At 70.0% G+C, this 24,574-nt stretch carries 27 protein-coding genes; 13 read left to right on the forward strand and 14 right to left on the reverse strand.

Going from position 1 to position 24,574, the window contains the following annotated elements; translation table 11 throughout:
• Nucleotides 1-9: 9 nt before the first annotated feature.
• The 3 genes from OH768_RS46405 to OH768_RS46415 form a co-directional block, all read right to left on the reverse strand.
• On the reverse strand, nucleotides 10-819 hold the full coding sequence (locus OH768_RS46405) for an SDR family oxidoreductase (protein ID WP_406462926.1): 810 nt from the start codon (nucleotides 817-819) through the stop codon (nucleotides 10-12).
• A 25-nt stretch (nucleotides 820-844) separates the two neighbouring features.
• Nucleotides 845-1,420, reverse strand: a complete 576-nt coding sequence (locus tag OH768_RS46410; RefSeq protein WP_406462928.1) for an HD domain-containing protein — start codon at nucleotides 1,418-1,420, stop codon at nucleotides 845-847.
• A 136-nt stretch (nucleotides 1,421-1,556) separates the two neighbouring features.
• Nucleotides 1,557-1,853 (reverse strand): TetR-like C-terminal domain-containing protein, encoded by a 297-nt coding sequence (locus OH768_RS46415; RefSeq protein ID WP_406462930.1) that lies wholly within the window; start codon nucleotides 1,851-1,853, stop codon nucleotides 1,557-1,559.
• A 107-nt stretch (nucleotides 1,854-1,960) separates the two neighbouring features.
• Here OH768_RS46415 and OH768_RS46420 point away from each other — a divergent pair, with 107 nt between their 5' ends.
• Nucleotides 1,961-2,308, forward strand: a complete 348-nt coding sequence (locus OH768_RS46420; RefSeq protein ID WP_406462932.1) for a hypothetical protein — start codon at nucleotides 1,961-1,963, stop codon at nucleotides 2,306-2,308.
• 66 nt (nucleotides 2,309-2,374) lie between these two features.
• On the opposite strand, the gene OH768_RS46425 is transcribed toward OH768_RS46420, so the two are convergent.
• From OH768_RS46425 to OH768_RS46445, 5 genes are all read right to left on the reverse strand, one after another.
• The gene (locus tag OH768_RS46425) at nucleotides 2,375-2,818 is read right to left on the reverse strand and encodes a class I SAM-dependent methyltransferase (protein ID WP_406462934.1); all 444 of its coding nucleotides are present in this window, start codon (nucleotides 2,816-2,818) and stop codon (nucleotides 2,375-2,377) included.
• A 46-nt stretch (nucleotides 2,819-2,864) separates the two neighbouring features.
• Nucleotides 2,865-3,182 carry a hypothetical protein gene (locus tag OH768_RS46430; RefSeq protein ID WP_406462936.1) on the reverse strand — a complete coding sequence of 106 codons (318 nt, stop codon included), beginning with the start codon at nucleotides 3,180-3,182 and terminating at the stop codon, nucleotides 2,865-2,867.
• The gene (locus tag OH768_RS46435; RefSeq protein ID WP_406462938.1) at nucleotides 3,182-3,697 is read right to left on the reverse strand and encodes a class I SAM-dependent methyltransferase; all 516 of its coding nucleotides are present in this window, start codon (nucleotides 3,695-3,697) and stop codon (nucleotides 3,182-3,184) included. Before OH768_RS46435 ends, OH768_RS46430 begins: the two co-directional genes overlap by 1 nt.
• A gap of 187 nt (nucleotides 3,698-3,884) precedes the next feature.
• Entirely contained in the window at nucleotides 3,885-5,018 is a 1,134-nt protein-coding gene (locus OH768_RS46440) for an FAD-dependent oxidoreductase (protein ID WP_406462940.1), read from the reverse strand.
• A gap of 59 nt (nucleotides 5,019-5,077) precedes the next feature.
• Complete coding sequence (locus OH768_RS46445) at nucleotides 5,078-6,619, reverse strand: MDR family MFS transporter (protein WP_406462942.1); 1,542 nt, start codon at nucleotides 6,617-6,619, stop codon at nucleotides 5,078-5,080.
• A gap of 152 nt (nucleotides 6,620-6,771) precedes the next feature.
• Here OH768_RS46445 and OH768_RS46450 point away from each other — a divergent pair, with 152 nt between their 5' ends.
• The 3 genes from OH768_RS46450 to OH768_RS46460 all read left to right on the forward strand — a co-directional run bounded on the left by OH768_RS46450 (nucleotide 6,772) and on the right by OH768_RS46460 (nucleotide 9,325).
• Nucleotides 6,772-7,377, forward strand: coding sequence for a TetR/AcrR family transcriptional regulator (locus tag OH768_RS46450; protein WP_406462944.1), 606 nt, complete (start codon nucleotides 6,772-6,774; stop codon nucleotides 7,375-7,377).
• Nucleotides 7,378-7,436: 59 nt separating this feature from the next.
• Nucleotides 7,437-7,607: an oleate hydratase gene (locus tag OH768_RS46455; protein ID WP_406462946.1), complete on the forward strand. Its 171-nt coding sequence runs from the start codon at nucleotides 7,437-7,439 to the stop codon at nucleotides 7,605-7,607.
• Nucleotides 7,608-8,251: 644 nt separating this feature from the next.
• Nucleotides 8,252-9,325 (forward strand): ricin-type beta-trefoil lectin domain protein, encoded by a 1,074-nt coding sequence (locus tag OH768_RS46460; protein WP_406462948.1) that lies wholly within the window; start codon nucleotides 8,252-8,254, stop codon nucleotides 9,323-9,325.
• An 85-nt stretch (nucleotides 9,326-9,410) separates the two neighbouring features.
• Here OH768_RS46460 and OH768_RS46465 read toward each other — a convergent pair whose 3' ends face one another.
• Nucleotides 9,411-10,505, reverse strand: a complete 1,095-nt coding sequence (locus tag OH768_RS46465) for a sensor histidine kinase (RefSeq protein WP_406465714.1) — start codon at nucleotides 10,503-10,505, stop codon at nucleotides 9,411-9,413.
• Between the two features lie 10 nt (nucleotides 10,506-10,515).
• Here OH768_RS46465 and OH768_RS46470 point away from each other — a divergent pair, with 10 nt between their 5' ends.
• From OH768_RS46470 to OH768_RS46480, 3 genes are all read left to right on the forward strand, one after another.
• The gene (locus OH768_RS46470) at nucleotides 10,516-11,094 is read left to right on the forward strand and encodes a DUF418 domain-containing protein (RefSeq protein ID WP_406462950.1); all 579 of its coding nucleotides are present in this window, start codon (nucleotides 10,516-10,518) and stop codon (nucleotides 11,092-11,094) included.
• A 296-nt stretch (nucleotides 11,095-11,390) separates the two neighbouring features.
• Nucleotides 11,391-11,564: a hypothetical protein gene (locus OH768_RS46475; RefSeq protein ID WP_406462952.1), complete on the forward strand. Its 174-nt coding sequence runs from the start codon at nucleotides 11,391-11,393 to the stop codon at nucleotides 11,562-11,564.
• A gap of 55 nt (nucleotides 11,565-11,619) precedes the next feature.
• Nucleotides 11,620-12,102: a GNAT family N-acetyltransferase gene (locus OH768_RS46480; RefSeq protein WP_388106495.1), complete on the forward strand. Its 483-nt coding sequence runs from the start codon at nucleotides 11,620-11,622 to the stop codon at nucleotides 12,100-12,102.
• Nucleotides 12,103-12,111: 9 nt separating this feature from the next.
• On the opposite strand, the gene OH768_RS46485 is transcribed toward OH768_RS46480, so the two are convergent.
• Nucleotides 12,112-13,455 carry an amidase gene (locus tag OH768_RS46485; RefSeq protein ID WP_406462954.1) on the reverse strand — a complete coding sequence of 448 codons (1,344 nt, stop codon included), beginning with the start codon at nucleotides 13,453-13,455 and terminating at the stop codon, nucleotides 12,112-12,114.
• A gap of 257 nt (nucleotides 13,456-13,712) precedes the next feature.
• On the opposite strand from OH768_RS46485, the gene OH768_RS46490 reads away from it, so the two are divergent.
• On the forward strand, nucleotides 13,713-15,572 hold the full coding sequence (locus OH768_RS46490) for a family 20 glycosylhydrolase (RefSeq protein ID WP_406462956.1): 1,860 nt from the start codon (nucleotides 13,713-13,715) through the stop codon (nucleotides 15,570-15,572).
• An 18-nt stretch (nucleotides 15,573-15,590) separates the two neighbouring features.
• Entirely contained in the window at nucleotides 15,591-17,138 is a 1,548-nt protein-coding gene (locus OH768_RS46495; RefSeq protein WP_406462958.1) for an alpha-L-fucosidase, read from the forward strand.
• Between the two features lie 19 nt (nucleotides 17,139-17,157).
• Here OH768_RS46495 and OH768_RS46500 read toward each other — a convergent pair whose 3' ends face one another.
• Nucleotides 17,158-18,063, reverse strand: a complete 906-nt coding sequence (locus OH768_RS46500) for a helix-turn-helix domain-containing protein (protein WP_406462960.1) — start codon at nucleotides 18,061-18,063, stop codon at nucleotides 17,158-17,160.
• A 159-nt stretch (nucleotides 18,064-18,222) separates the two neighbouring features.
• The gene (locus OH768_RS46505) at nucleotides 18,223-18,474 is read right to left on the reverse strand and encodes a DUF397 domain-containing protein (protein WP_406462962.1); all 252 of its coding nucleotides are present in this window, start codon (nucleotides 18,472-18,474) and stop codon (nucleotides 18,223-18,225) included.
• 210 nt (nucleotides 18,475-18,684) lie between these two features.
• Between OH768_RS46505 and OH768_RS46510 the strand changes: the two genes are divergently transcribed.
• Nucleotides 18,685-19,233, forward strand: coding sequence for an ATP-binding protein (locus OH768_RS46510; RefSeq protein WP_406462964.1), 549 nt, complete (start codon nucleotides 18,685-18,687; stop codon nucleotides 19,231-19,233).
• A 66-nt stretch (nucleotides 19,234-19,299) separates the two neighbouring features.
• Here the strand turns inward: OH768_RS46510 and OH768_RS46515 are convergent, their stop codons facing one another.
• Together OH768_RS46515 and OH768_RS46520 are read right to left on the reverse strand one after the other, a co-directional pair.
• Nucleotides 19,300-20,103 carry an SAM-dependent methyltransferase gene (locus OH768_RS46515; protein WP_406462966.1) on the reverse strand — a complete coding sequence of 268 codons (804 nt, stop codon included), beginning with the start codon at nucleotides 20,101-20,103 and terminating at the stop codon, nucleotides 19,300-19,302.
• A 70-nt stretch (nucleotides 20,104-20,173) separates the two neighbouring features.
• Nucleotides 20,174-21,181, reverse strand: a complete 1,008-nt coding sequence (locus OH768_RS46520) for a LacI family DNA-binding transcriptional regulator (protein WP_406465716.1) — start codon at nucleotides 21,179-21,181, stop codon at nucleotides 20,174-20,176.
• A gap of 270 nt (nucleotides 21,182-21,451) precedes the next feature.
• Between OH768_RS46520 and OH768_RS46525 the strand changes: the two genes are divergently transcribed.
• The 3 genes from OH768_RS46525 to OH768_RS46535 are packed head-to-tail and all read left to right on the forward strand — an operon-like array spanning nucleotide 21,452 to nucleotide 24,543.
• Nucleotides 21,452-22,744 (forward strand): ABC transporter substrate-binding protein, encoded by a 1,293-nt coding sequence (locus OH768_RS46525; protein ID WP_406462968.1) that lies wholly within the window; start codon nucleotides 21,452-21,454, stop codon nucleotides 22,742-22,744.
• A 6-nt stretch (nucleotides 22,745-22,750) separates the two neighbouring features.
• Nucleotides 22,751-23,644, forward strand: coding sequence for a carbohydrate ABC transporter permease (locus OH768_RS46530; RefSeq protein ID WP_406462972.1), 894 nt, complete (start codon nucleotides 22,751-22,753; stop codon nucleotides 23,642-23,644).
• Nucleotides 23,641-24,543, forward strand: coding sequence for a carbohydrate ABC transporter permease (locus OH768_RS46535; RefSeq protein ID WP_406462974.1), 903 nt, complete (start codon nucleotides 23,641-23,643; stop codon nucleotides 24,541-24,543). The genes OH768_RS46530 and OH768_RS46535 overlap by 4 nt, the downstream gene beginning before the upstream one ends.
• Nucleotides 24,544-24,574: the final 31 nt, after the last annotated feature.

Raw genomic sequence — 24,574 nt, forward strand, 5'->3', positions numbered from 1 at the left:
CAGGGGCCGCTACGGGCGGGGCGGCACCGCCGATCTCAGCCGGTCGTGGACGGCGTACCCGCCCGACGCGTACGCCGCCCGCACCCGTGTCCCGCCGTCCACCAGCAGATCCGCCCCGGTGATCCACTCGGCCTGGTCGGAAGCCAGCCACAGCACGGCCCGTGCGATGTCGGCCGGCTCCCCGATCCGGCCGAGCGGCAGCCCCGCGGCGACCTCCGCCTCACCCGGCTCCCAGACGAAGCGCGCCATCTCGGTGCGGACGAGTCCGGGGGAGACGGAGTTGACCCGCACCCCCGGCGCGAGTTCACCAGCGAGCTGTTGCGTGAGGTGAAGGAGCGCTGCCTTGCTGGTGGAGTACGCCCCCACGTTCGGCCCGACATGCCCGGCACCCTCGGTGCACACGTTGACCACCGCGCCGCCGTGCTCCCGCATCCACGCCCGCCACGCGCACTGCGTCAACCGCAGCGGCGCCTCGACGTTCACGGTGAAGGCAGCCCGCCAGGTATCCGGATCGGCTTCCATCAGCGGGCCGTACGGCTGGTTCGTCGCCGCGTTGTTGACGACCACGTCGATCCGCCCGAAGGCGCGCAGCGCGAACTCGGTCAGCTCACACAGGTGTTCCGGGTCGGCGACATCCCCGGCCAGGCCGACACCGCCCAACTCCTCGGCCGCGCACGCCACTTCACCGGCGTCCCGGGCGCTCACGCACACCAGCGCGCCGGCCCCGGCGAACGCCTCGGCGACCGCGCGCCCGATCCCGCGCGTGCCGCCGGTGATCAGAGCGACCCGACCCCGCAGACCGTACGACGACGACGTCATCGCCGTACGATCTCATGACGGACCGTCAGTCGACAGCCCTCAGGCGGGAGTTGGGCAGTCGTGAGTTCCGGGCGGCGACGATGTCCAGGACCGTGCGCCAGTCCTCCAGGACCCCGGCGTCGAGGCCCACGACCTTGGCCGCGTCGTCGGCCTGGCGGAGGGTGATCGCGTCGTCGGCGAGCGGATCGCGCTCGAAGGCGGCGGCCTCTGCGCGGGACATCGGGCCGCCCTGGGCCCGGAGCGTCAGCGTGCTCTGCGCGGACATGCCGTGGTCCGGTGCGGCGGTGGCCAGGTAGCGCTTCGCGGGCACGTGCATCCGGACCAGCCGGGCGACCCGTGCGCCGAGCAGGGCGTGGACGGCGTCCGCCGCGTGGTCGGCGTGTCCGGCGTCGTCGCCGGGTTGCAGGAGATGCCCGATGTCGTGGACCAGGCCGGCGACCTGGAGTTCCTTGTCGGCGGGGCGACTTCGGCGCAGCAGTGCGGCCGTCTGCAGCGCGTGGTCGTGCAGATCGACCGGATCGCCGCTCCGGTCCGGGGTGTCCCGGGCGCCCCGGCAGGCGTACAGCAGGTCCATCAGCTCCTCGACGCTGCGCAACTCCATGCGTCAGTCCTCCCGCGAGACAGCCTGTGCGGAACGCCAGGAGATCATGGCGAGCTTTCGGCGCAGCCAACGGGACCTGAACTGCGCGACGCCTTCAGTGACGCAGGTCGTGTTCGCGCCGGTTCGGGCGTTGGTGTTACGGGGAGTCGGGCCGTGTGCGGGCGGAGCCCTGTCCGGCCCAGCCGTGCTGGAGGGTGTCGACCATCCGCTCGATCCGGCCCTCCTCGATGGGCTGCCGGATGAGCAGCGCCCTGAAGTGCGGCGGTGCGACCAGCAGTTCGAGGGCGAGCTGGTGATCGGCGTCGGCCGCCAGCTCGTGGCGGTCGATGGCGCGGTCGACGACGTCTCGGGTGAGGTCGTAGCGGGTCTGCCAGAACTGGGCGCGGCTCCCGCCCAGTTGGGGATCAGGATCAGGTTCTGCACGGCGCCCCAACGCCGCTGGATCGACGTGGCGTGGACGCCCGACCGCCGGGCGATCTCGCTCACCGTCAAGCCGCCCGTACCGTTCTCGGCGAGCGTTTCCAGGGTCGACCAGCCGTCATGCCCTACCAAGGGCCGCTGGACGCGTCGGAGCTGTTCGGCGAGCGGTATCCGCAGATGGTCCGCGGCGAGGTCGACGCCGCCGTGGTGCTGGGCGGGCCGGTCGAAGCGGCGTTCACCGACGCGCGCAAGGACGCCTTCGGCATGGACGGGATCCTCGGCAACGCGATGGGATTCGACGCGCCGCCCACCCCCGAGCAACTGGCCGCAGGAAGGGCCGAGTTCTCCCTGCGCCCGCTGCTCGGCCAGGACAGCAACAGCCCCACTCGTGAACCTCGTTCCCGACACCGGGCACTGCGCGGTCAGCAAGCTGCCCGAAGTGTTCCCGACGATCATCGGCCGGCTTGACCGCACCCTGACCGCCACCACGGAGACGGACCGGTAAGCGGCCGTATTCCGGCCTCGCGGTCATGGCTACTGGGTGGCCCGGTGGACGAAGGCGGGTGGGAGGTTCGGCCAGACCACGGTCGAGCGTTCCAACTCGCTGAAGCGGCGGGTCAGTTCGGCGGTGAAGTGACGGGCGGGTGGAGTCCAGGACGCGTGCAGATAGGCGAAGGTGGTGAACCGGCCTCCGGGTGTGAGGACTTCGGCCACGGCGTCCAGGATGTGCCCGCGCTGCTCCCGAGGCATGACCGTCCACGGCAGACCGGAGACCACCGCATCGGCCGGTTCGCCCACTGTCGCGGCCAGTTCGGCGGCCGAGCCCCGTATCACGGTCAGGCGGGTGTCGCGCCGGGTGGCCGACAGCCGTGCTGCGAGCACCGGGTTGAGCTCGATCGCGACGAGCCGTGCGGCGGGCGCGAGCCGGGCGAGGATCGCGTCGGTGAACACCCCGGTTCCCGGGCCGAGTTCGACCACGAGCCGGGCCCCCTCCAGGCCGATGCCCTCCGGTAGGTGTTGCGGGTCATCGCGGTGCGTCCTTCTCGCTCGCCTGCGAGCGGCGGCCCCGCGCGCTGATCAGGGGGTAGGCGTTGACGACGAATTCCGGGTGCCGCAACAACGCCTGGAACCGGGCCAGTTCAGCGGCTGACACACCGGACATGGCCAGCCGGTCGGTGACCTGGTCGGTGTTGTGCCGGTGCAGGGCGATGCCGGTACTGCCGCCCGGCCATGCCTCGGCGTACGTGCTCGCGGCGATCTCGGGCAGCCCGGCAGCCGCCATCGCTCCCAGCGCGCGGCGCCCCCACAGCGGACCGGCCCCGGCCTCCGCCAGCGGCCCCATCAACGCTGTGTGGACCCGGTTGAACAGGCCGACGAGGCGTCGGGCGCGGCCAGTACCGGGGTCCAGCCGCAGTCGAACTCCTCCAGCACCAGCCACCCGCCCGGTCGCAGAGCCGCCACGAGCTTCTCGAGCACCTCCAGCCGCTCCGGCAGGTGGAGCAGTACCAGCCGGGCATGGACGAGGTCGTAGTCCTGGCCCGGCAGCGGATCGCGGACGATGTCGTGCCGCAGCAGACGGACATGATCCGGACGGTGCCGTGAAGCGGCCCGACGCGGTTCGAGCTCGGTGACCGTCACCTCGCCCCGCGGCCCCACCCGTTCCCCGAGCCAGTCGTCCAACGAAGCGCTGCCGCCGCCGACTTCAAGGCATCGCCATCCCGTGGCGAGCCCGGTCGGGTCCAACTGACGCCGAGAAACGGGGTCGTAGCTCGACTCCAGAGCGGAGAAGCGGCCGGCGGCCTGCGCGACGGCGCTGTCGAAGGAGGCAGCCCTGTCGAAAGGCGTACCCCAGCTCACTCACCATCGCCACGCGCTCGGAGCGGCTCGACGGTGGCGTGGAGCAGGTACATGCTGTCGCCGCTGAGCGGAAGGACGCCCGCGAACTCATCGCCGAGGCCCGGGAGACGGCCGGACGGTTGTTGAACTCCGCGTCCTGGCACCGTAGTTCACACACGGCGGGCCGGTTCCGCGCTGTCAGCCCTCGTCAGGCTCCCTCCTGCCGCGCGAAATCGGGGAGTTCGGTGGACAGGAGGTGTTCGGCGCCGTGGTCGAGGAGTCGCTGCATCTCGGTGGAGCGGGGCAGCAGGGTCTTCTCGTAGGCGTGGAGGGCGTCGTCGACGGTGGGGTGGTTCGCGAGGGCCAGGGCCAGTTCGCAGGCGTCGAGCATGGCGAGGTTGACGCCGACGCCGAGCGGGGGCATGAGGTGGGCGGCGTCGCCGAGCAGGGTGACGGTGGGGTTGTGGTCCCAGGTGTGGGGGACGGGCAGGGCGTGGATGGGGCGGTCGACGTAGCGGCCGTCGTTGTCGCCGATCAGCCGGCGCAGGGCCGGTGACCAGTCGCGGAACCGCTCCAGCAGGAGTGCTCGGATGCCGTCGGTGTCCTGGACGGTCAGGCCGCTCGCGGTGATCCAGTCGGCGGGGACGCGCTGGATGACGTAGACGCGGATGTGGTCGCCACTGCTGCGCTGGGCGAACAGACCGCGGTCGCCGTCGGCCGCGGCGGCGCTGCCCTGGCCGACGAGTCCGGCGATGTCGGGGTGCCGGTTCTCGACGTCGTGGAACCAGGCTTCGAGGAAGCTGACGCCGGTGTACTGGGGGACGGCGGGGGAGAGCGCACGGCGGACCCGGGACCAGGCGCCGTCGGCGCCGATGACGAGGTCGGCCTCGACGGTGGTGCCGTCGGTGAAGTGGAGCTGCCGGGGGCCCTCTTCGGGACCGGCGACGGCATCGAGGGTGCGGCCCCAGCGGACCGTGCCCGGCCCAAGGGAGTTCAGGAGGAGGTCGCGCAGCTGGCCGCGGTCGATCTCCGGCTTGAAGCGGTCGCCTTCTTCGGCGGTGTGGTGGAAGAGGAGCGTGCCGTACTGGTCCAGCCGGCGCATCTCCTGCCCTTCGAGGCGGGAGAGCCGGAAGAACTCCTCCAGCAGTCCGGCTTCGCGCAGGGCGATCTGGCCGTTGTCCTCGTGCAGGTCGAGGGTGCCGCCCTGATCGCGGGCGCCGGGACCTGATGCCTGGTCGTGGACGGTGACGGCGATGCCGTGCAGCTGGAGAATCCGGGCGCAGGTCAGGCCGCCGGGACCGGCGCCGATGATTGCGATGCGAGGGGTGGGTGAGGTGTTCATGGTGGTGCTCCGTTCGTGTTGCGGGAGGCCGCAGTGGGGTGCGCGGGGGTGAGGGCCGGTCAGCCGGCCGCGGTGGCGGGGGCGGCCGTGGTGCCGTCGGTCGCGGTCGCGGGCCGGCCGGCCTTCTTCAGCGGGACCTCGATGACGAGGAGTGCGGCGACGAGGGCGAGGGCGGACAGGATCGCGCCGGTCAGGAAGATGTGGCCGGTGCCGTCGGCGACCGCGTGGAGATAGGCGTCCCGGGTGCTCGCGGGGAGTTTCCGCAGGGCGCCGGCGTCGGTGCCGCTGTCGCCGCCGGGCAGGTGCGACCGGACGGCGCGGGTGAACATCGAGCCGAACACGGCGACGCCGAGGGAGCCGCCCAGGGTGCGGAAGAGGTTGACCGAGCTCATCGCGGCACCCATGTCCCGCATCGAGACGCTGTTCTGCGCGATGGTGCCGGCCATCTGCAGGGTGAAGCCCAGGCCGATGCCGATGAGCGCCATGTAGAGGCCGGTCAGCACGCGTGAGGTACCGGTGTCCATGGTGGCCAGCAGACCCAGGCCGACAGTGAGGAACGCGGCCCCGAGGACGGGGAAGATCTTGTACTTCCCGGTGGCGGACATGATCTTGCCCGCGAGAGTGGACACGATCACGACCGGGATCATCATCGGCAGCATCAGCAGCCCGGAGTTGGTGGCCGACGCGCCCTGCACGGTCTGCTGGAAGAGCGGCAGATACAGGCCCGCACCGAACATGACGACACCGGCGACCAGGAGCATGACCATCGCGAGCGGGTAGTTGCGATGGCCGGTGAACACGGACACCGGCAGCAGCGGCTCGTCGACGCGCTTCTCCACCAGGACGAACACGGCCAGCCCCGCCACCGCGGCGGCACCGAGGCAGAGGATCTGCCAGGAGCCCCAGGCGTATGTGCTTCCCGCCCAGGTCGCGGCCAGCACGATCGCGGAGATGGCGAGGGCCAGCAGGGCGATGCCCGCCCAGTCGATCCTCGCCTCGATGCGCTGGGCGGGGGTGTGCAGCTTCAGCCACAGCCACACGAGGGCTACGACGCCGAGCGGCAGGTTGATGTAGAAGGCCCACCGCCAGTCGAAGTGGCCGGTGATGAACCCGCCGAGCAGGGGCCCTCCGATGGTGCCGATCGCCATGACGGAGGCGGTCATGCCCTGGTACCTGCCCCGCTCACGAGGCGGCACGAGAGCACCGATCAGCGCGAACGCGCCCGCACCGATCCCGCCGGCACCGACACCCTGCACGACACGGAAGGCGATCAGCTCGCCCATGGACTGGGCGGCGCCGCACAGCGCGGACCCGGCGATGAACGCGGCGATCGACGCGAGATACATGGGCTTGCGGCCGTACAGGTCACCGAACTTGCCCCAGACCGGGGTGGTGACGGCGGTGACGAGCGTGTAGGCGGTAACGACCCAGGAGATGTGCTCCAGGCCGCCCAGGTCGGAGACGATCGTGGGCATCGCCGTACTGACGACCATGTTGTCGAGCATGGACAGCAGCATCGCGAGCATCACGCCGAGCAGTACCCAGCGCACGTTCTTCGGCACGGCCTGCTCGGCGGAGGAGAGCGCATCGGTCGTGGACATGACTGATCACTCCTTTCGGAGGGGGAGGTGGAGAAATAAGGGGCCGGCCGGGCGATGCCTCGAGGCCACGGCTTGAGAAAAGCACACCTGCTCAATAAGTGCAACGACTCAACTTTTGAAGTCGGTCCATCATGAAGGGTAGGATGGTGGTCATGACCGAGACCCGGAGCGCGCCCGTCCCGGTGGGACGCCGCGAACGCAAGAAGGCCGCCACCCGCCAGGCCATCGCCGACGCCGCCCTGCGTCTGTTCCTGGAACGCGGATACGACGATGTCGGCATCCGCGAGATCGCGGACGCCGCGGACGTCTCCACCACCACCCTGTTCAAGCACTTCCCCGTCAAGGAAGCCCTGGTCTTCGACGAGGACGCCGACCAGGAGACCCGCTTGCTCGCCGCCGTACGCGAACGCCTCGACGGTCAGTCGATCCCGGTCGCCCTGCGCGAGCACGCACTGCACCACCGCAGGGCCGCGGCCGGCGGTGACCCCCGCTTCACCGCCTTCTTCGACCTGATCAACAACACCCCCGCCCTGCGTGACTACGCCCAGGCCATGTGGTTGCGCCACAGCGCCGCCCTGGCCCGGGTCATCGCCGAGGAGAGCGGCCTTCCCTGCGGCGACCCCGTCTGCGCCGCCCTGGCCCACTTCGCCCTCGAAGCCCCCCGCGCCGCCCGCGGGCACAGTGCCCCCGAGGAAGCCATCACCCGCGCCTTCGACCTGCTCGACAACGGCTGGAGCGCGGTCGCCTCCGGTCGGTGAGCGGTAGTGCGGGTGCCCGCTGAGAAAGCGGCCGTCGACTGTCGGGGGTGAAGGTGGCGATGACGAGGCGTTCGCCGGCCCGTCTGTGGGAGACGCTCGCGGCGGAACAGCCGGGCCGACTCGGAGACCCGTCGGTCTTCAAGTCCTTGATCACGGACGCGACGTGGCCGTCCTTCACGGTGACGACGAAGGAGCCGACCTTCTTCGAGCCTGGCCTTCCGGCCAGGTGAAGCATCGCCTACCTCATTTGTCCGGTAGGGGCATCGCCGGGTTGACGGACGTCATGCGACTGGTTGTCGCGGAACACTGACCGGCTGAGGCGGTGCCCCGGCCTTGGGTATCCACGTTTGTTGGGGCGGCATTGCCCTGACCGGCGGGATCACGGCCCCGAACGCGCTCGGCTTCAACGACGACGTCGCAGTTCGCCACCGCGCGGTTCGCGCATACACCGAGTGCGGGCCGGTCAACTCCCTCTGATCGTCCCGCAGATGCGACGACCTGCCAGGTGGAGACCTTCCGCCGACGGCGGAAGTGCCGCACGTGCACGTCCGAACAACCCTGGGCCGGGTCGGCCCGCGAAAGGCGGTGGGCGTCGTACTCCTGATCTTCGAACGACCCGGTCAGGCAAACGCCGGGCTCCTGCGCGCCAAGTTCCCAGAACCTCCGGCACCGGACGGACAACGCGTGTCGCCCTTTGCCTAGGCGGTCGTGAACACGACACAATCGCCCCGAGCGCGAGGACGGCGATCGCCGGCGCCCGCTCAAGGCCATCGCGGACCAGCGCAGGCGACCACGGACGACCACGACGTCTTCGACACTTCGACGTCGTATCGGCCGCGCAGGAAATCCCCGACCGCAGTACCGGAAGGACGACATGACGGCCTCCTCCGAGGATCCGACGGCGGAGGCCGTCACGGCCGCCCGGACCGACCAGTCCGACACCGCGCCGCTGCTCCTGCCACGCCGGTCGAGGGGACCGTCGGCGATCGCCGAGGCCGCTGCCGCGCTGGGACCCGCTCCCGCCTCCGACCCCCGGCCTGAGCCTTTGCCGCCCATGTCCGCAATGGCGGCCGAGTTCGCGGCATTCACCGAGCGCGCTCCGGACGCCGACACATTGGGGAGGCGTACGGACGCCTTCGCCGGGGACGCGACCGACCGTCGAGCCGACATCACGACCGCCCCGAGCCGGTCCGTGCTTCGCCCCGCACAGCGCCGCGGGATGCTGCTCGCCGTCGCCGCTACCGCCGCCGTCCTGCTGGCCGGCTCCCTGTTCCTCATGGACGGCGACGACGGCAAGGGACGTTCGGCGGCCGGTACCGGATCGGACACCGTCCGGGGCAGCGGACAGAACGAGGACGTGACCGACTCGTCCGACTCCGCCTCGCCGTCGGGTGAATCCTCCGCGCTCGAAGCCGACGCCACCCGGCAGGCGACCCCGAAGGCCGGTTCACCGGCAGCGGGGAAGAACACCGGTGATGCCACGGCCACTACGAAGGGCGGCACCAAGAACGGCGGTGCGCCGTCCGGCAGTTCCTCGCCGGCCGCCGATTCCGCCGCCGCTGCCAAGGGCGTACTGATCCGGGGTCACGGCTCCGGCCGCTGTATCGATGTGACCGGAGGCGAGCCGGTGGACCACACCCGCCTGCAGATATGGGACTGCACGGATGCCGCCCGGCAGAAGTGGCGGTTCGGGTCGGACGGAACGGTCCGCGCCCTGGGCAAATGCATGGACGTCGACGGCGGTTCGCGGACGGACGGCGCGTGGATCAAGCTCGTCACCTGCAACGGCACCGGGGCCCAGCGGTTCCGGCTCACCGCCGCGCACGACCTGGTCAACATCCAGGCCGACAAGTGCGTCGACGTCACCGACGCGGGGACCGCCAACGGTGCGGAGCTGCAACTCTGGAGCTGTACCGGCGGGGACAACCAGAAATGGAGCACCGGCTGACCGATAGGTCGGGCCGGTGGACCGTGAGCGAGGTCGGCAACCAGTCCACTGCCAGGACTCGACGGGTCCATCCCGATCGGCCGCCTCAGGACGCGTCCTGTACCGGGAACTCCAGCCGCAGTTCGTAGCCGCCGTCGACCGTGGGGCCCGCGCTGACGCTGCCGCCGAGCAGTTCGGCGCGCTGGCGCAGGCCGACCAGACCGTGGTGGGAGCCGGGGAGGGGGAGCGCGGGGCGTTGGGGGGCGGAGTTGACGACCACGACGTGGACGGTCCCGGCCTGCTGCCCGATGCGGATCGCGGCCCTGGAACCGGGCGCGTGCTTGCGTATGTTGGTCAGCGCTTCCTGGACGGTGCGGTAGACGGCGCGCTGCACCGCGGGCGGGAGTTCCTGGGGCAGCTCGGCGCGTAGTTCGGCCTCGATGCCGCTGCCGTCGACCAGTTGTGGCAGGTCGGCGAGCAACGGCTGGGGAGTCAGTTCGGTGGGGCGGCTGCCGGCGGCGCGCAGTACGCCGACCATGTGGCGCAGTTCGTCCAGCGTCTGCACGGCGAGTCGCCGGATGTCGGCCGCGGCCTCCTTCGCCTCCGGGTCCCGGTTGCCCACCTGGAGCGCCCCTGCCCGTACGGCGATCAGGCTGACCTGGTGGGAGACGACGTCGTGCATCTCCCGGGCCAGTTGGGCGCGTTCCTTGGCCAGCACGTTCTGGGCGAGCAACCGGCGTTCGTGCTCGCGCGCCTCGGTGATCTCGGTGAGGCGCAGTCCGAGTTCGCGCCGGGCCTGGACGAGCTGTCCGAGGAAGACGGGGGCCGTCGCCGTCGCCAGGCTGTAAGTGATCGTGATGAGCGTCGCGGCGTCCGACGGGTCGGCGAACTCCGGTACCGGCCACGACCAGGCCGTGGTGTCGCCGACCGTGAACACCGCCGCGCAGCCGGCCAGCAGGACGCGACGGCGGGAGAGCGAGGCCAGCGTGTACAGCGCGGCGAGGGTGACGAACACCCAGTCCGCCACGGGCGCGCTCGTCCTGCCCCAAGTGCTGTACGCGGTACGGCAGTCCATCGAGGGCGGCGACTGGGCCGACGCCGTCGTCGTCGCCGATCCACTCGCCAGGGTCACCGGCACGGACGGCTTCACGGAGCTGCTGTTCACCGGCGCGTACCCGGTGCTCACCTGGATGCCGTTCATGGTCGCGGGCATGGCACTGGCCCGCCTCGACCTCACTCGGCCCGGACTCCGCACCCGCCTGCTCCTCACCGGCGGCGCCCTGACCGTGCTCGGCTACGGCGGTTCATGGCTGGCCCTGTACCTCGTCCCGCACGCGCTCACCGCGGTCGGCGCGGCGACGAACGGCGGTCCGGCATCCTCGGCCTGGTGGTCCGACACCGTCGGAGACCTAGGTGACGACACCCCGGCCGCCTGGCTGCTGGTGGCCGCACCGCACAGTCAGACGACGTTCTCCATCCTCGGCAGCACAGGCCTCGCGCTTGTCGTGGTAGCTCTCTGCCTCTGGGCGACGCACCGGCTGCCCCGGCTCACCCGACTGGCCGCACCCGTGACCTCGGTCGGCATGACCGCGCTGACCGCCTACGTCCTGCACATTCTCGCCATCCGTGCCGTCGGCATGGAGGAGTCGACAGGCCCGGCACTTCTGTCACTCTTCATCTTCATCGCCGCCTCCATGCTCCTGGCGACCGCCTGGAGCCGACGATTCCGTCGCGGCCCGTTGGAACACCTGCTCCACAGCACGACCCGCTTCGCCGACCGCATCACGTGATCCCGCCGACTGGACCCGGTGGCTGTGCGTTGCTAATTTTTACTCCATGTTTTCAGCCCCATCGAGCGGCAGCCCGCTCATTTGGTTAGTCTGAGGCAGACGGACAGCAACAAGGGGTCCCACCCACACCCATGGTCCGTCCCGGGGCAAGCCGTTCACAACGGCCTGCTCTCACACGAGTAACCGGCGCCACCGCGTCCGAACTGCCTTCAACCCACACCCGAGCGGGCCTCAGGTACCGGACCGGAGAATGGCCGGTATGCCCCGAGGGTGACCCGACACATAAGGAGTGCGCGGTGACACCGGAGAAGACGAATCGCGAGGAACGCCCCAAGGAACCAACGGAGCGTGCGGGCCACCGGTCCGACGAGCTCGGCAGCCTGGCCGTGTGGGCCCGCTCGGCCCCCATCCGACTCGCGGGCTACGAGGACGACCTCGCCGAGCCCCACATCCTGCCCAGCGTGGACTGACCCCCACGGGACCCATCGCGATCGCCGACAGCATGGGCGTGCGAGAATCGCGCCCATGCTGATCAGAGAAGCCGCGGCCGACGACTGGCCGCGGATCTGGCCTTTCTGGCACCGGATCGTCGCCGCCGGCGACACCTACACCTGGGCCCGGGACACCTCCGAAGAGGCGGCCCGGGCCCTGTGGACGTCCCCGCCCAAGCGCGTGTACGTCGCCGAGGACGAGAGCGGGGCGATCGTCGGTTCGGCCTTCGTCACCCCCAACTACGGCGGCCCCGCCGACCGCATCGCCAACGCCGGCTTCATGGTCGACCCCGACCACGGCGGCCGGGGCATCGGCCGCGCTCTCGCCGAACACATCCTCACCGCCGCCCGCGAACAGGGCTTCCGGGGCATGGTCTTCAACGCGGTCGTCGAGACCAACCCCGCCGTCAAACTCTGGCGCTCCCTCGGCTTCACGATCCTGGGCACGGTGCCGGACGCCTTCGACCATCCCCGGGACGGCCGCGTGGGCCTGCACATCATGTACCGCGCCCTCTAGCCAGGACCTTCAGTCGAGTGGCGCGGTCCGCACCCACGGGCGCAGCTTCTCCAACTGCTCCGCCAGCTCCAGCAGCGCCGCCTCCGAACCCGGCCGCCCCACCAGCTGTACGGCACAGGGCGCGCCCGAGGGCAGCGTGCCGAACGGGACCGACATCGCGGGCCAACCGGTGAGGTTCCACGGGGGAGTCATCGGCGAGTAGTTGGTGTTGGCCAGCACGTTCCGCAGCCAGCCCCGCTCGTGCCACGGCCCGGCCTTGGGGGAGCGGCGGGCCAGCGCCGCCGTCAGCAGGATGTCGTGCTCGGCGAAGAACGGCGTGAGCCGCTCCCGCAGCTGCTCCCGGCTCCTCCCGGTACGGACGCTCTTCACGAACCGGCGCCCGATCGCCGCGTGCACCCTGGTCCGCCGCGCCAGCTTCCGCGGGTCGAGCCCCGCCGCGTCCACCGAGGTGCCCGCCGTCCAGTGCGCGAGCGAGGTGGTGCTCAGCGACAGCGGATACGGCGGGTCGGCGCGGTGCAGCGCGTGCCCGGCCTTGGCCAGCAGCCCGGCCGCCTCCCGGACGGCGGTCGTATACGGCTTGCTGACGGCGACTCCGGCGAGCGGGCTGCGCACGGACACGGCCACCTTGCGGGAAAGGGACTCGTCGGGGCGTACGACCTCGATGTCCGCGATGACCGAAAACATCAGCCGGGCGTCCTCGACGGTCGTCGCCAGGGGGCCGTTTTCGGACATTCCGAACCAGTCGCCGTCGCCGATGCCGGCCGGGACGACCCCGAACCCCGGCTTGATGGTGACCAGACCGCAGTTGGCCGCGGGTATGCGCAGGGAGCCCATGCCGTCGTTGCCGAGTGCGATCGGCACCATGCCCGCCGCGACCGCCGCCGCGCTGCCGCCCGAGGAACCCCCTGCGGTGCGGGTGGTGTCCCACGGGTTGCGGGCGGTGCCGTGGACGCCCTCGGTGGTGCCGAAGACGCACAGCTCGGGCACGTTCGTCAGCCCCACGACCACCGCGCCCGCCGCCCGCAGCCGGGCCACGGTGACATGGTCGTGGTCGGCGGGGGTGTCCGGGGTCGCGGCGGAGCCGGCCCGGGTGGACTCGCCGGTCACGGCGAGGTTGTCCTTCACGGCCACCGGCACGCCCGCGAGCGGCAGTTCGGCCAGATCGGCCCGTGCGCCCACCGCGTCGGCCTCCGCGAGCGCGGCCTCGGCCCGCACCACCCGGAACGCGCCGATCCGCCCGTCGAGCCGCTCGATCCGGGCGAGATGCTCGGCCACCACCTCACGGGGCGTGGCCCGCTTCTCGCGTACGGCGGCGGAGATCTCGGCGGCGGTACGGCCGATCCAGCTGGTCACGGGCGCGCTCCTTCAATCTACTCGCGAGTACGTAGGGAGAACTGTGCCTCGGCAGGAGCGTCGCGTCGAGAGGTGACCGGCCTTGGACATTCGCTTCCGTCTTCTTGGACTTTTCGCGGGCCGGTGCCGGGCGGGTGTCCACTGACCTGCTGGTCATCCGATCAATGGCTCAACTTGGCTGCTCCCAGCACCCGTTGACAGCCCCCGAGCGCAGTCCAATCATCAGTCGTCCGATCAATCGCGACCGGTGGAGTGTCATGGCTGAGCGAAGCAGGAGACGGTTCCGGCTGATCGGCTTCGTGGCGGTGTTCGCGCTGCTCACGGCACCCGCAGCGCCGGCGGTCGCGGCCCGGCAGGAGCAGGCGGCACCCCCGGTGACCGTGCCCGCGCTCTCCAACTGGACGCCGCAGACCGGGAGTTACGACTTCGGGGCCGGGACCCGACTGGTGGCAGGCAGCGCGAGCGAACGCCGGGTCGCCGCCACCCTCGCCGGCGACCTGAGGGCGGCGGGCCACGGAACAGTGCCCGTCGTACGAGGCGGTGCCGCCAGGCCCGGCGACATCGTGATCGAAGTCCGGCCGACACAGGGCTCGTTGGGCGCGGAGGGCTATGAACTCCGGGCGGGCAAACGGCTGTCGGTCACCGGCGCGACCGAGACGGGAGCCTTCTACGGCACCCGCACCCTCCTCCAACTCCTCACCCAGGGAGACCACATACCGGCCGGACGCACGGTCGACGTACCCCGGTACAAGGAGCGCGGGGTCGGCGTCTGCGCGTGCTACATCCACATCTCCCTGCCGTGGCTGGAGAACCTGGTGCGCGAGATGGCGTACCACAAGCTCAACCAACTGCTCCTGGAAATCAAGGTGAAGAGCGACGCCCACCCCGAGGCCGACACCTGGGGCTACTACACCAAGGATGAGCTGCGCACCCTCGTCGCCCTCGGCGACAGGTACCACGTCGAGATCATTCCCGAGATCAACTCCCCGGGCCACATGGACCCGTGGATAGAGAACCGCCCCGACCTCCAGCTCACCGACAGCGACGGCAACAAGCAGCCCGCCCGGCTCGACGTCACCCAGCAGGCGGCGTTCGACTACTACACGAGCCTGATGGACGAGTACGCGCAGGTCTTCACCGCGCCGTCCTGGCACATGGGCGCCGACGAGTACATGCTCGGCTCCGACTACTCCAAGTACCCGCAGATGCTGCGCTACGCCCAGGAGAAGTACGGCGCGAACGCCACCCCGCAGGACGCCTACATCGACTTCATCAACCGCGTCCAGGCCTACGCCGCGAGCAAGGGCAAGCAACTGCGCATCTGGAACGACGGGCTCACCGGCGCCAACACCGTGCCGGTGGCGGCGGGCACGACCGTCGAGCACTGGCTGAACGTCCAGACGAAACCGAGCCAACTCATCGCGCAGAGCTACCCGTTGATGAACGCGGCCTACTCCCTCTACCTCGTGCGCGGCGGCTTCCACAGCGACACCGAGTCGCTGTACGACCAGAGCTGGGACCCGCGCAGTTTCGAGGGCGAGAAGCTCACCTCCAGCACCGGCATCACCGGGGCGAAGATCAGCCTCTGGCCCGACAACGGGCGCGGCGAGACGGAGAACGAGGTCGCCGCCGACATCGAGCCCGCACTGCGGCATCTCGCCCAGGCGACCTGGGGCGACCCGCACCCCGACGCCACCTACGCCCACTTCACCGCGCGGGGCACGGCAGTCGGTCACGCGCCCGGATGGCGGGACCTGACCCGGATGCCGGTCGCGGACGGGACGTACACCTTCCGGACGGCGGGTGCCTCCTTCGACGCCACCGTGCAGCGCACGACTGACGGCTACGCGACGGTACGGACCGCCGACGGCTGCCTGGAGATACAGGGCGGCAGGCTCACCCTCAATGTGCCGCTCCAGCCCGGGGTCGCGGCCACCCCGCAGCCCTGCGACGCCGCGAACACCATGCAGCGCTGGGAGTTGGCACCAGTGACGGGCGGCTACCGGCTCGTGAACGCCATCACGCAGATGGCGCTGAGCGTCGCCGACGACGGCCGCCTCGCCCAGTACCCGCCGGACCAACACCGGCCCGGCGTCTGGCACTTGACCGCCCACTGACCAGAGGAGTCCCACCCCATGGCCCTCTCCAGACGTCTCTTCGTCCTCTCGGCCACCGCGCTCGCCGCGACCGGCACCGCCACGACCCCCGCTCTCGCGACACCCCCGCCTCCGTCCGACTCCCGCTACCGCATCCCCGTCGGTCCGGACGACACCGCGACCGACCTGGTCCGCAAGGCCTCCCAAGTCCGGCCCACCGCACGGCAGATGGCCTGGCAGCAGTTGGAGCGGACGGCGTTCCTGCACTTCGGCGTCAACACCTTCACCGGTCTGGAGTGGGGGACCGGCGACGAGGACCCGAACGTGTTCCAGCCGACCGGCCTCGACACCGACCAGTGGGCCCGCGCCCTGCGCGACGGCGGCTTCAAGCTCGCCATCCTCACCGTCAAGCACCACGACGGCTTCGTCCTCTACCCCTCCCGCTACACCAACCACACGGTGGCCTACAGCAGTTGGCGTGCGGGGGAGGGCGACGTTCTGCGCTCCTTCGCAGACTCCATGCGACGGTACGGCCTCAAGGCAGGCGTCTATCTCTCGCCCGCCGACGAGAACCAGTACCTCCACGGCGTCTACGCCAACGGCAGCGCACGCGCCACGCGCAGCATCCCCACGCTCGTCGACGGCGACGACCGCGCACCGGACGCCTTCTGCACACTGGACGCCACCGACTACGGCGCCCATATGCTCAACACCCTCTACGAAGTGCTGACCGAGTACGGCCCGATCGACGAGGTCTGGTTCGACGGCGCCCAGGGCCGCATCCCGCCGGGCCAGGTCGAGGACTACGACTGGGACAGCTGGTACACCCTGGTCAGATCACTCGCCCCGGACGCGGCGATCGCCGTGACCGGCCCTGACGTGCGGTGGGTCGGCAACGAGGGCGGCACCGCACGCGAGGACGAGTGGAGCGTCCTGCCGGTCAAGGAGGAGCAGTACGGCCGCACGGACTGGGCGCTGTCCTACGACACCCCCGACGAGGGCAGTCGTAGCGCGCTCGTGGCGGCGCAGCCGAACACCGACTACCTGCAGTGGTGGCCGGCCGAGTGCGATGTGTCGATCCACGACGGCTGGTTCTACCACCCGGGCCAACTCCCCAAGAGTGTCGACGAGTTGATCGACATCTACTTCGGTTCCGTGGGCCGCAACGCGGTTCTGCTGCTCAACGTGCCGCCGGACACCGACGGTCTGCTGGCGGACCCGGACGTGGCGCGGTTGCGCGAGTTCCGTGAGCGCGTGGACCAGGAACTGCCCGAGGACCTGGCACGCGGAGCCCGGACGGCCACTTCGCCGGGGCGGGTCGCCGTCGACCTCGGGGCGGAACGCGAGGTGGACCGCGTCCGGTTGGCGGAGGACGTCCGGCGCCAGGGCCAGCAGGTCGAGGCCTTCGTCGTCGAGGCGTACGTCGACGGGAGCTGGACCGAGGTGACCCGGGCCGGGACGATCGGTGCGAGTCGCATTCTGCTGCTGCCCGCACCCGTACGCGCCCGGCGCTGGCGAGTCCGCGTGACGGCGGCCCGGGACACCGTACGCATCGTGGAGTTCGGGCTGTACCGGTCGCGGGTCTGAGCGGACCGAGACCCCGACCTCACATGTCCTTGAGGAGCTTCTCCAGGAAGACCACCGACTCGGGGCCGGGCAGCGCCACCAGACTCAGCCGGTCCATGACCGCGAGATAGCGGTCGACCTCCTCCGCCTTGTCCAAGTACAGGGCGCTGGTGAGCTGTTCGAGATAGACGATGTCCGGCAGGTCCGGGACCGGGAAGCGCAGCACGGTGATCGGGCCGCCGGCCGCCGCATGGCCGCCCACCTCGAAGGGCAGCACCTGGATCGTGACGTTCGGCAGGGCGGCCGTCTCGACGAGATGCCGGAGCTGGTCGCGCATCACCTCGGCCCCGCCGAGCGGCCTGCGCAGTGCCGCCTCGTCCACCACGACCCACAGCTTCGGCGCTCCGGGGCGGGTCAGCAACTCCTGGCGGGTCATGCGGAGTTCGACGCGGCGCTGGATCGAGTCCGGGGAGTCCACGGGGCGGCCGAGCCGGATGACGACCTCGGCGTACCCGGCGGTCTGCAACAGGCCCGGGATGAACTGGACTTCGTAGGTGCGGATGAGGGAGGTGGCCTCCTCCAGCCCCAGGTGCTGCTCGAACCAGGCCGGGAAGGAGTCGCCGTAGGCGCGCCACCAGCCGGGTTCGTTGGCGCGGCGGGCCGAGTCCAGGAACTCCTGGCGGGCGTCCGGCTCGTGGAGGCCGTACAGCGTCAACAGGTCGGCCACGTCACGCTCTTTGAAGCCGACGCGGCCCAACTCCATGCGGCAGAGCTTGGCGTCCGAGGCGCGTATGGCCGAAGCGGCCGTGTCCCGGGTGATGTTCAGGGACTCGCGCAGCCGGCGCAACCGGGTGCCCAGCATGATGCGCTGAACTGTCGGACCACCGCGCTGAAGGCTCAGCACGTCCGTACCCAAGGGGGCGTGTTCCGGTTGAGCTGCAGTCATGTTCATCCCCTCGGCGGTCGCGCCGATACTGCCCGCAAGTTTTCGGGACTCAAAAGAGGATCGTAGCACCGAGGTTCCGGATAACTGCGGGGAGTGAAGGAGCCGGAAGGTGTCGGCCTGTGTCCGGCGCCTTCCGGCCATCCGCGGGTCTGTCTGACTTCAGCGGCCGGGGAGTAGGCCGTCGAAGTCGCCGTCCTTCACACCGCGGACGAACGCGGAGATCTCGGCGCTGGTGTAGACGAGCGCCGGACCTTCGGGATGGCGCGAGTTGCGCACGGCGATGTGGCCGTCGGAGAGCGCGGCCAACTCGACGCAGTTGCCCTCGGGGTTGCTGTGGTGGCTCTTGCGCCACTCCGCGCCGCTCAGCAGGGTCGCCGACATGCCGTTCGCGTGCTCTGTCTGAGGCTTCATCGCTCCCCCGGAAGATCGAATGCAATTGCAGCTTCAATTGCACCCATTGGTGATGTGGAGGACGATAGCCCTCGGGAGGACCGCTCGCAAGATCGTCTGCAATTGCAGCGGCAATTGCCGATGCACTTGCGTTCGCAGGGTCAGTCGGAGGACCATGTTCCGGACAGGTGTAGCGCGCGCAGTTGTTCTCTTGGGGTCTCAGGGGTCGCGATGTCCGCAGAGCAAGTCGTACGGCCGGTCGACTCCCTGCGCATCGAGGGCACTTGGCAGTGGCTGTGCCGGGCCGTCGACGAGGTGGGCCGACCCGCACCGGGGCAGACCGTCACGCTGGTCCCCGCCGTCGGGGACGGAGGCAACCCGGCTCTCTGTTCCGTCCTGGTCGTGCCCCCGATGCCTCAATCGGCGCATGTGGCACGGGACTTCGCCCGCGCCGCACTGGCCGACCGGGCCGGGGACGAGCTCGTCGACGACATGGCGGTCACCGTCTCGGAACTGGTGAGCAACGCGCTGCGCTACGGCCGGGCGCCCAACTCCCCGCTGGAGCCGCAGCCTTCGCTCTGGCTCGCGGTGTGGGACCGGCTGCCGTACGCGGTGTGCGCGGTCACCGACGACAGCGACCGCATACCCGTGGAGGGACACCCCGACGAGTTCGCGGAGTCCGGACGCGGCCTCCAGGTGGTCTCCGCGCTCAGCGACTCATGGGGCTGGAACCTGCGGGCGGGCGGCGGGAAGACGGTGTGGGCGCTGTTCCGGCTCTGACGCCGGACACACGTCACAAAAGAGGGGCACCGGCTCAACGCCGGTGCCCCTCTTCGCTGTTGCCGCTCAGACCTTGCGGCCGACGCCGCAGATCGTGTCCACGTCGGACGGATCACGGCCCACGTCGACAGGCTCCGGCCTCCAGCGTGAAATGGGGACGATGCCGGGCTCGACCGCTTCGAGACCCTCGAAGAAGGCCGCCACCCGTGCGGGGCTGCGCAGGTGGTAGGAGCTGGCGGAGTTGGCGTTGTACACCGAGATCGCCTGGTTGAGCGACGGGTTGGTGTCGGTGCCGTCGGTCAGCGCGAGATAGCTGCCCGGGGGCAGCGCGTCGAGGAAGCGGGCCACGACGGCCTCGGGCTCGTCCGAGTCCGGGATCTGGCCCAGGATGCCCAGCATCGTCAGCGCGATCGGCTTGCTGAAGTCCAGTGTCCGGGCCGCGGCTTCGAGGATCGTCTCGGGATCGCGCACATCGGCCTCGACGTAGGCGCAGGCGCCTTCGGGGGTGCTGGTGAGCAACGCCTGCGCGTGCACCAGCACCAGCGGGTCGTTGTCGACGTACACGATCCGGCTCTCGGGCGCGATGCGCTGCGCGACCTCGTGCGTGTTGTCGACGGTCGGCAGGCCGGTTCCGATGTCGAGGAACTGGCGGATGCCCGCCTCCGCGGCGAGATGGCGTACGGCCCTTACCAGGAAGCCTCGTTGGAGGCGGGCGAGCAGGGCGATGTCCGGAAACATCTTGATGATCATTTCGCCGGCTTCCCGGTCGGCGGCGTAGTTGTCCTTGCCGCCCAGGAGGAAGTTCCACACGCGGGCGGAGTGCGGCCGGTCGAGCTGGAGCCGGTCGGCCAGCGGGTCTTCGGAGGTCATGGGCAAAGCCTCACACGAAGTGCCCGGCGGCGTCCGGCGATTCGGGCTCGAACCGGGAGACACAGCACTTTCACACCCGTGCCGCTCCCGTACTGTCCCGCTCGATCAGCCGCGGCACCGGCACCCGCACCGTGCGCGCCGGGCCGCCGTCCAGCAGCGCGGTCAACTCCTGGGCCGCCGTACGGCCGAACTCCACACTGTCCCGGGACAGCGCCGACAGCCACGGCCGGACCATCCGGCACAGCGCGGAGTCCTCCCAGGCGACCACCGACACGTCCGCCGGTACGGAGAAGCCGAGTTCGGTCGCGGCGGCCACCCCGGCGACCGCCATCACATCGTTGTCGTAGATCAACGCCGTTGGGGGCGCGGCGACTTCGAGGACCCGGCGGGTGACGGCGGCGCCCGCCGCGTCCGAGTAGTCCGTCGTCACCGAGTGCACCTCGGTCAGCCCGCGCCGCGCGGCCTCGGCGCGCAGGGCGCGGATCCGGCGCTCGGTGTGCGCGAGGCCCGGCAGACCGGCGATGTGCGCGATACGGCGGTGGCCGCGTGCGGACAACTCGTCGACCACCGACGCCATCGCGCCCGCGTCGTCCGCCCACACCGTCGACAGTCCGGGATGCCGTTCGTCCGGCGCGCCGCCGATCACCACGGCGGGCAGGCCCAGTTCGTCGAGGAGATCGGGGCGCGGATCGGCGGTGCGCGGGTCGGCCACCAGGACGCCGTCCACCCGGTGTTCGGCCCACCAGCGCCGGTACACCGCGCACTCGTCGTCGACGTCCTCGGCCATCTGGAAGAGCAGACCGAGATGACGCTCGGCCAGTATCTCCTGGATGCCCGAGACGAGTTGGAGGAAGAAGGAGTCGACGCCGAGGGTGTCCGCGGGCCGGGCCAGCACGAAACCGACCGTCGCCGCGCCCTCCCCGGACAGCGCCCGCGCGGCCGTGCTGGGCCGCCAGCCGAGCTGTTCCGCGACCCGGCGCACCCGGTCGCGGGTGATCTCGGAGACGCCGGGCCGGCCGTTGAGCGCGAAGGAGACCGCGCTCTCGGACACACCGGCGCGCTGCGCGATGTCCTTCATCGTCGGCCGACGCGCGGGTGACCGCTTGCCTGACAAGCCTGCTCTCCATTCCATCGGCACCGCGCACTAATGCGCTTGAGCCAGCACACCCTAAAGCGCATTAGTGATCCATCGCAAGAATGCGAACATACCTCTCTGAGCTGGGGTGTTGGCCGGATCTGGCCAACTAATGAATTTAGCTGAGCGGAATCCATTGACGCGCCCCGCGAACAGCGTGCAAGGTCTGCCCCGGCACGATTGGCCAACCCCACTCCAAAGGAGCGACCCGCCGTGCGCATCTCCCGCAGAGCCTTCGCCGCCGCTGCCGCCGCCGTAGTCCTCATGCCGCTGAGCGCCTGCGGCTCCGGAGGAGACGACGGCGGCTCGACCGACGCCTCGGGCAAGGTCGAGGGCGACATCACCTTCCAGACCTGGAACCTCCGCGCCAACTTCAAGTCCTACTTCGAGGGCGTGATCTCCGGCTTCGAGAAGCAGTACCCCGGCACCCATGTGAAGTGGATCGACCAGCCCGCCGAGGGCTACGCCGACAAGATCAGCGCCGACGCGGCCGGCGGCACCCTGCCCGACGTCGTCAACGTCTCCCCGGACCTGGTCGCCCCGCTCGCCAAGGCGGGCCTCGCGATGGACCTCGACAAGGCGGCCTCGAAGTACAAGAGCGAGTACCTGCCCGGAGCCTGGGCCAGCCACCGGATACCGGGCATGACCGGGACCTACGCCTTCCCCTGGTACCTCAACACCGGCCCGCTCTTCTACAACAAGTCCCTGTTCGAGCAGGCCGGCCTCGACCCCGACCAGCCGCCGAAGACGTACGACGAACTCTTCGCCCAGGCGCTCCAGTTGGCGAAGAAGACCGACGGCAAGGTCGCCACCCTCGCCAACGTCCCCACCGTCGAGGACTTCGGCCGCTACGGCGTCGAGCTCATGAACAAGGCCGGCACCACCTTCGCCTTCAACGACGCGAAGGGCGTCGAACTCCTCACCAAGTACAAGGAGTTGTACGACGCGAAGGCCCTCGACCCGCAGGCGCTCACCGCCACCCCCGAGTCGTCCGGCAAGAAGTTCCTCACCGGGGCCGTCGCCATGAACCCCGGCAGCGCCCTCGACCTCGACAACTTCAAGAAGCAGGCGCCCAGCCTGTACAAGAACATCGGCATCACCGACCAGATCACCAGCACCGGGCACGTCAACATGTACGTGATGGGCGTGATGGTCAACTCCAAGACCAAGCACACCCCCGCTGCCGTGGCCTTCGCGCACTACGTCACCGACGCCCAGCAGCAGATGTCGTTCGCGAAGAAGGTCGCCATCTTCCCGAGCACCGCCGGCTCCCTCGACGACCCGTACTTCACCAAGGAGGACGGCACCGACGAGACCCGGGTGCGGATCGCCGCCGCCAAGTCCCTGAAAAACGCGGTGAATTACACGCCGGTGCTGTTCAGTGAGCAGATGAAGACAGCGCTGCGCAACGAGGTGGCCAAGGCTCTGCAGGGGAAGGAGAACCCCAACACGGCTCTTGACAACGCTGTCAAGCAGTGCAACACGCTCCTCCAGCAGCAGGGGTAGTCCACGATGGCCCTCTCCACCGTCTCCCGGGTGCGGCGCCAACTGCCCACCAGCCCCTGGCTGTTCGCCGCCCCCGGGCTGCTGATCACCAGCGTCTTCATCCTCTACCCGTTCGGCTCCACGCTGGCCAACGCCTTCACCGACCGGCGCACCCTGATCCCGGGCCACTTCGTCGGCTTCGCCAACTTCCGCGAGCTGTGGCACGACGACATGTTCTGGACCGGCCTGCGCAACAGCACCCTTTACATCCTCGGGGTGGTCCCCGCACTCGTCGTACTCCCGCTGCTGCTCGCCCTGTTGGTGCAGAAGAACATCCCCGGCATCACCTTCTTCCGGTCCGCCTTCTACACACCGGTCGTCGCGTCGATCGTCGTGGTCGGACTCATCTGGGTGTGGCTGCTGGACGAACGCGGCCTGGTCAACTCGCTGTTGGAGACGATCGGCGTCGGCCGGATCGGTTTTCTGAGCGACCAGTGGCTGTTGCTGCTGAGCGCCATGGCCGTCACGGTCTGGAAGGGGCTCGGCTACTACATGATCATTTATCTGGCCGCGCTCGCCAACGTGCCGCGCGAACTGCACGAGGCCGCCTCGGTCGACGGCGCGGGCGCGGTGCGCCGGTTCTTCACGGTCACCGTGCCCGCCGTCCGCTCCACCATGGTCCTCGTCGGGGCGCTGTCCTCGGTGGCCGCCTTCAAGGTGTTCTCCGAGGTCTATCTGATGGCGGGCCCGAGCGGTGGTCCGGCCGGCGAGGACACCACCCTGGTGATGCTCGTCCAGCGCACCGGCACCGGCCTCACCGGGCGCGTCGGCTACGCCTCCGCGCTCTCGGTCGTCGTCTTCGTCGTCACGGTCGCGCTGATGCTGCTCGTGCTGCGGGCAGACCGGAAGGAGGACGCTTGAGCGTCATCGAGCGCACAAGACCCGTCCAGGAGAAGGCGGTTCGCGAACCCCGCGTCACCGATGAGCACGGCCGCCGCATCCGGGTCTGGGAACTCGCCCTGCGCTACACGTTGTTGCTCGCCGTCCTCGCCATCACCGTCGGCCCCTTCCTGTGGCAGCTCTCCACCTCGCTCAAGGGCCCGACCGAGGACATCTACAGCTCACCGCCGACCTTCCTCCCCGAACACCCCACCCTGCACAACTACAAGCGGGTGGCCGACACCATCCCGGTATGGGACTACGCCTTCAACTCGCTGAAGGTCGCCTCCGCCAACGTCGTGACCAACTGCGTCGGTTCGGCCCTCGCGGGCTACGCGCTCGCCCGGCTGCGCTACCGGGGCCGCCGCGTCGCCACCCTCGTCTTCATCCTCGCGATGCTCGTGCCGGTGGAGGGCATCATCATCGCCCAGTTCACCACCATGCGGGAACTGGGCCTCAACAACACCCTGATCGGGGTGGTCCTCCCGGGCTGCATCGGCGCGATGAACGTCCTGCTGATGCGCAACGCGTTCCTCAACCTGCCGTACGAGATCGAGGAGGCGGCCTACGTCGACGGCGCCAACGTGTGGCAGCGGTTCCTGCGGATCGCGCTGCCGTCCGTGAAGGGGACTGTCGCCGTCGTCGCGATCTTCGCCTTCATGGGCGCCTGGGACGACTTCCTGTGGCCGCTCATCGTGCTCAGCGACCCGTCCAAGTTCACGCTCACCATCGGCCTCAACTATCTGCACGGCACCTTCGCCAACGACGAACGCCTGGTGGCCGCCGGCACGGTGATCGCCGTGGCCCCGCTGATCGCCCTCTTCGCCTGCCTCCAGCGGTACTTCTTCCGGGGTGTGGGCGAAGGCGCGGTGAAGGGCTGACGTCCACTTGCATTCAGACACGCACTACAGA

It is taken from the genome of Streptomyces sp. NBC_01622 (genome assembly GCF_045209635.1).
Taxonomy (GTDB): Bacteria; Actinomycetota; Actinomycetes; order Streptomycetales; family Streptomycetaceae; genus Streptomyces.

Bases quoted from the DNA above. Each gene is read 5' to 3' on its own strand.
- OH768_RS46445 (WP_406462942.1), bottom strand. From the start codon at position 6,619: ATGTCCACGACCGATGCGCTCTCCTCCGCCGAGCAGGCCGTGCCGAAG.
- OH768_RS46450 (WP_406462944.1), top strand. From the start codon at position 6,772: ATGACCGAGACCCGGAGCGCGCCCGTCCCGGTGGGACGCCGCGAACGC.
- OH768_RS46515 (WP_406462966.1), bottom strand. From the start codon at position 20,103: ATGACCTCCGAAGACCCGCTGGCCGACCGGCTCCAGCTCGACCGGCCG.
- OH768_RS46430 (WP_406462936.1), bottom strand. From the start codon at position 3,182: ATGGGGCCGCTGGCGGAGGCCGGGGCCGGTCCGCTGTGGGGGCGCCGC.
- OH768_RS46510 (WP_406462964.1), top strand. From the start codon at position 18,685: ATGTCCGCAGAGCAAGTCGTACGGCCGGTCGACTCCCTGCGCATCGAG.
- OH768_RS46520 (WP_406465716.1), bottom strand. From the start codon at position 21,181: ATGAAGGACATCGCGCAGCGCGCCGGTGTGTCCGAGAGCGCGGTCTCC.
- OH768_RS46410 (WP_406462928.1), bottom strand. From the start codon at position 1,420: ATGGAGTTGCGCAGCGTCGAGGAGCTGATGGACCTGCTGTACGCCTGC.
- OH768_RS46405 (WP_406462926.1), bottom strand. From the start codon at position 819: ATGACGTCGTCGTCGTACGGTCTGCGGGGTCGGGTCGCTCTGATCACC.
- OH768_RS46455 (WP_406462946.1), top strand. From the start codon at position 7,437: ATGACGAGGCGTTCGCCGGCCCGTCTGTGGGAGACGCTCGCGGCGGAA.
- OH768_RS46500 (WP_406462960.1), bottom strand. From the start codon at position 18,063: ATGACTGCAGCTCAACCGGAACACGCCCCCTTGGGTACGGACGTGCTG.
- OH768_RS46480 (WP_388106495.1), top strand. From the start codon at position 11,620: ATGCTGATCAGAGAAGCCGCGGCCGACGACTGGCCGCGGATCTGGCCT.
- OH768_RS46505 (WP_406462962.1), bottom strand. From the start codon at position 18,474: ATGAAGCCTCAGACAGAGCACGCGAACGGCATGTCGGCGACCCTGCTG.
- OH768_RS46530 (WP_406462972.1), top strand. From the start codon at position 22,751: ATGGCCCTCTCCACCGTCTCCCGGGTGCGGCGCCAACTGCCCACCAGC.
- OH768_RS46460 (WP_406462948.1), top strand. From the start codon at position 8,252: ATGACGGCCTCCTCCGAGGATCCGACGGCGGAGGCCGTCACGGCCGCC.
- OH768_RS46470 (WP_406462950.1), top strand. From the start codon at position 10,516: ATGGCACTGGCCCGCCTCGACCTCACTCGGCCCGGACTCCGCACCCGC.
- OH768_RS46420 (WP_406462932.1), top strand. From the start codon at position 1,961: ATGCCCTACCAAGGGCCGCTGGACGCGTCGGAGCTGTTCGGCGAGCGG.
- OH768_RS46495 (WP_406462958.1), top strand. From the start codon at position 15,591: ATGGCCCTCTCCAGACGTCTCTTCGTCCTCTCGGCCACCGCGCTCGCC.
- OH768_RS46465 (WP_406465714.1), bottom strand. From the start codon at position 10,505: ATGAACGGCATCCAGGTGAGCACCGGGTACGCGCCGGTGAACAGCAGC.
- OH768_RS46490 (WP_406462956.1), top strand. From the start codon at position 13,713: ATGGCTGAGCGAAGCAGGAGACGGTTCCGGCTGATCGGCTTCGTGGCG.
- OH768_RS46440 (WP_406462940.1), bottom strand. From the start codon at position 5,018: ATGAACACCTCACCCACCCCTCGCATCGCAATCATCGGCGCCGGTCCC.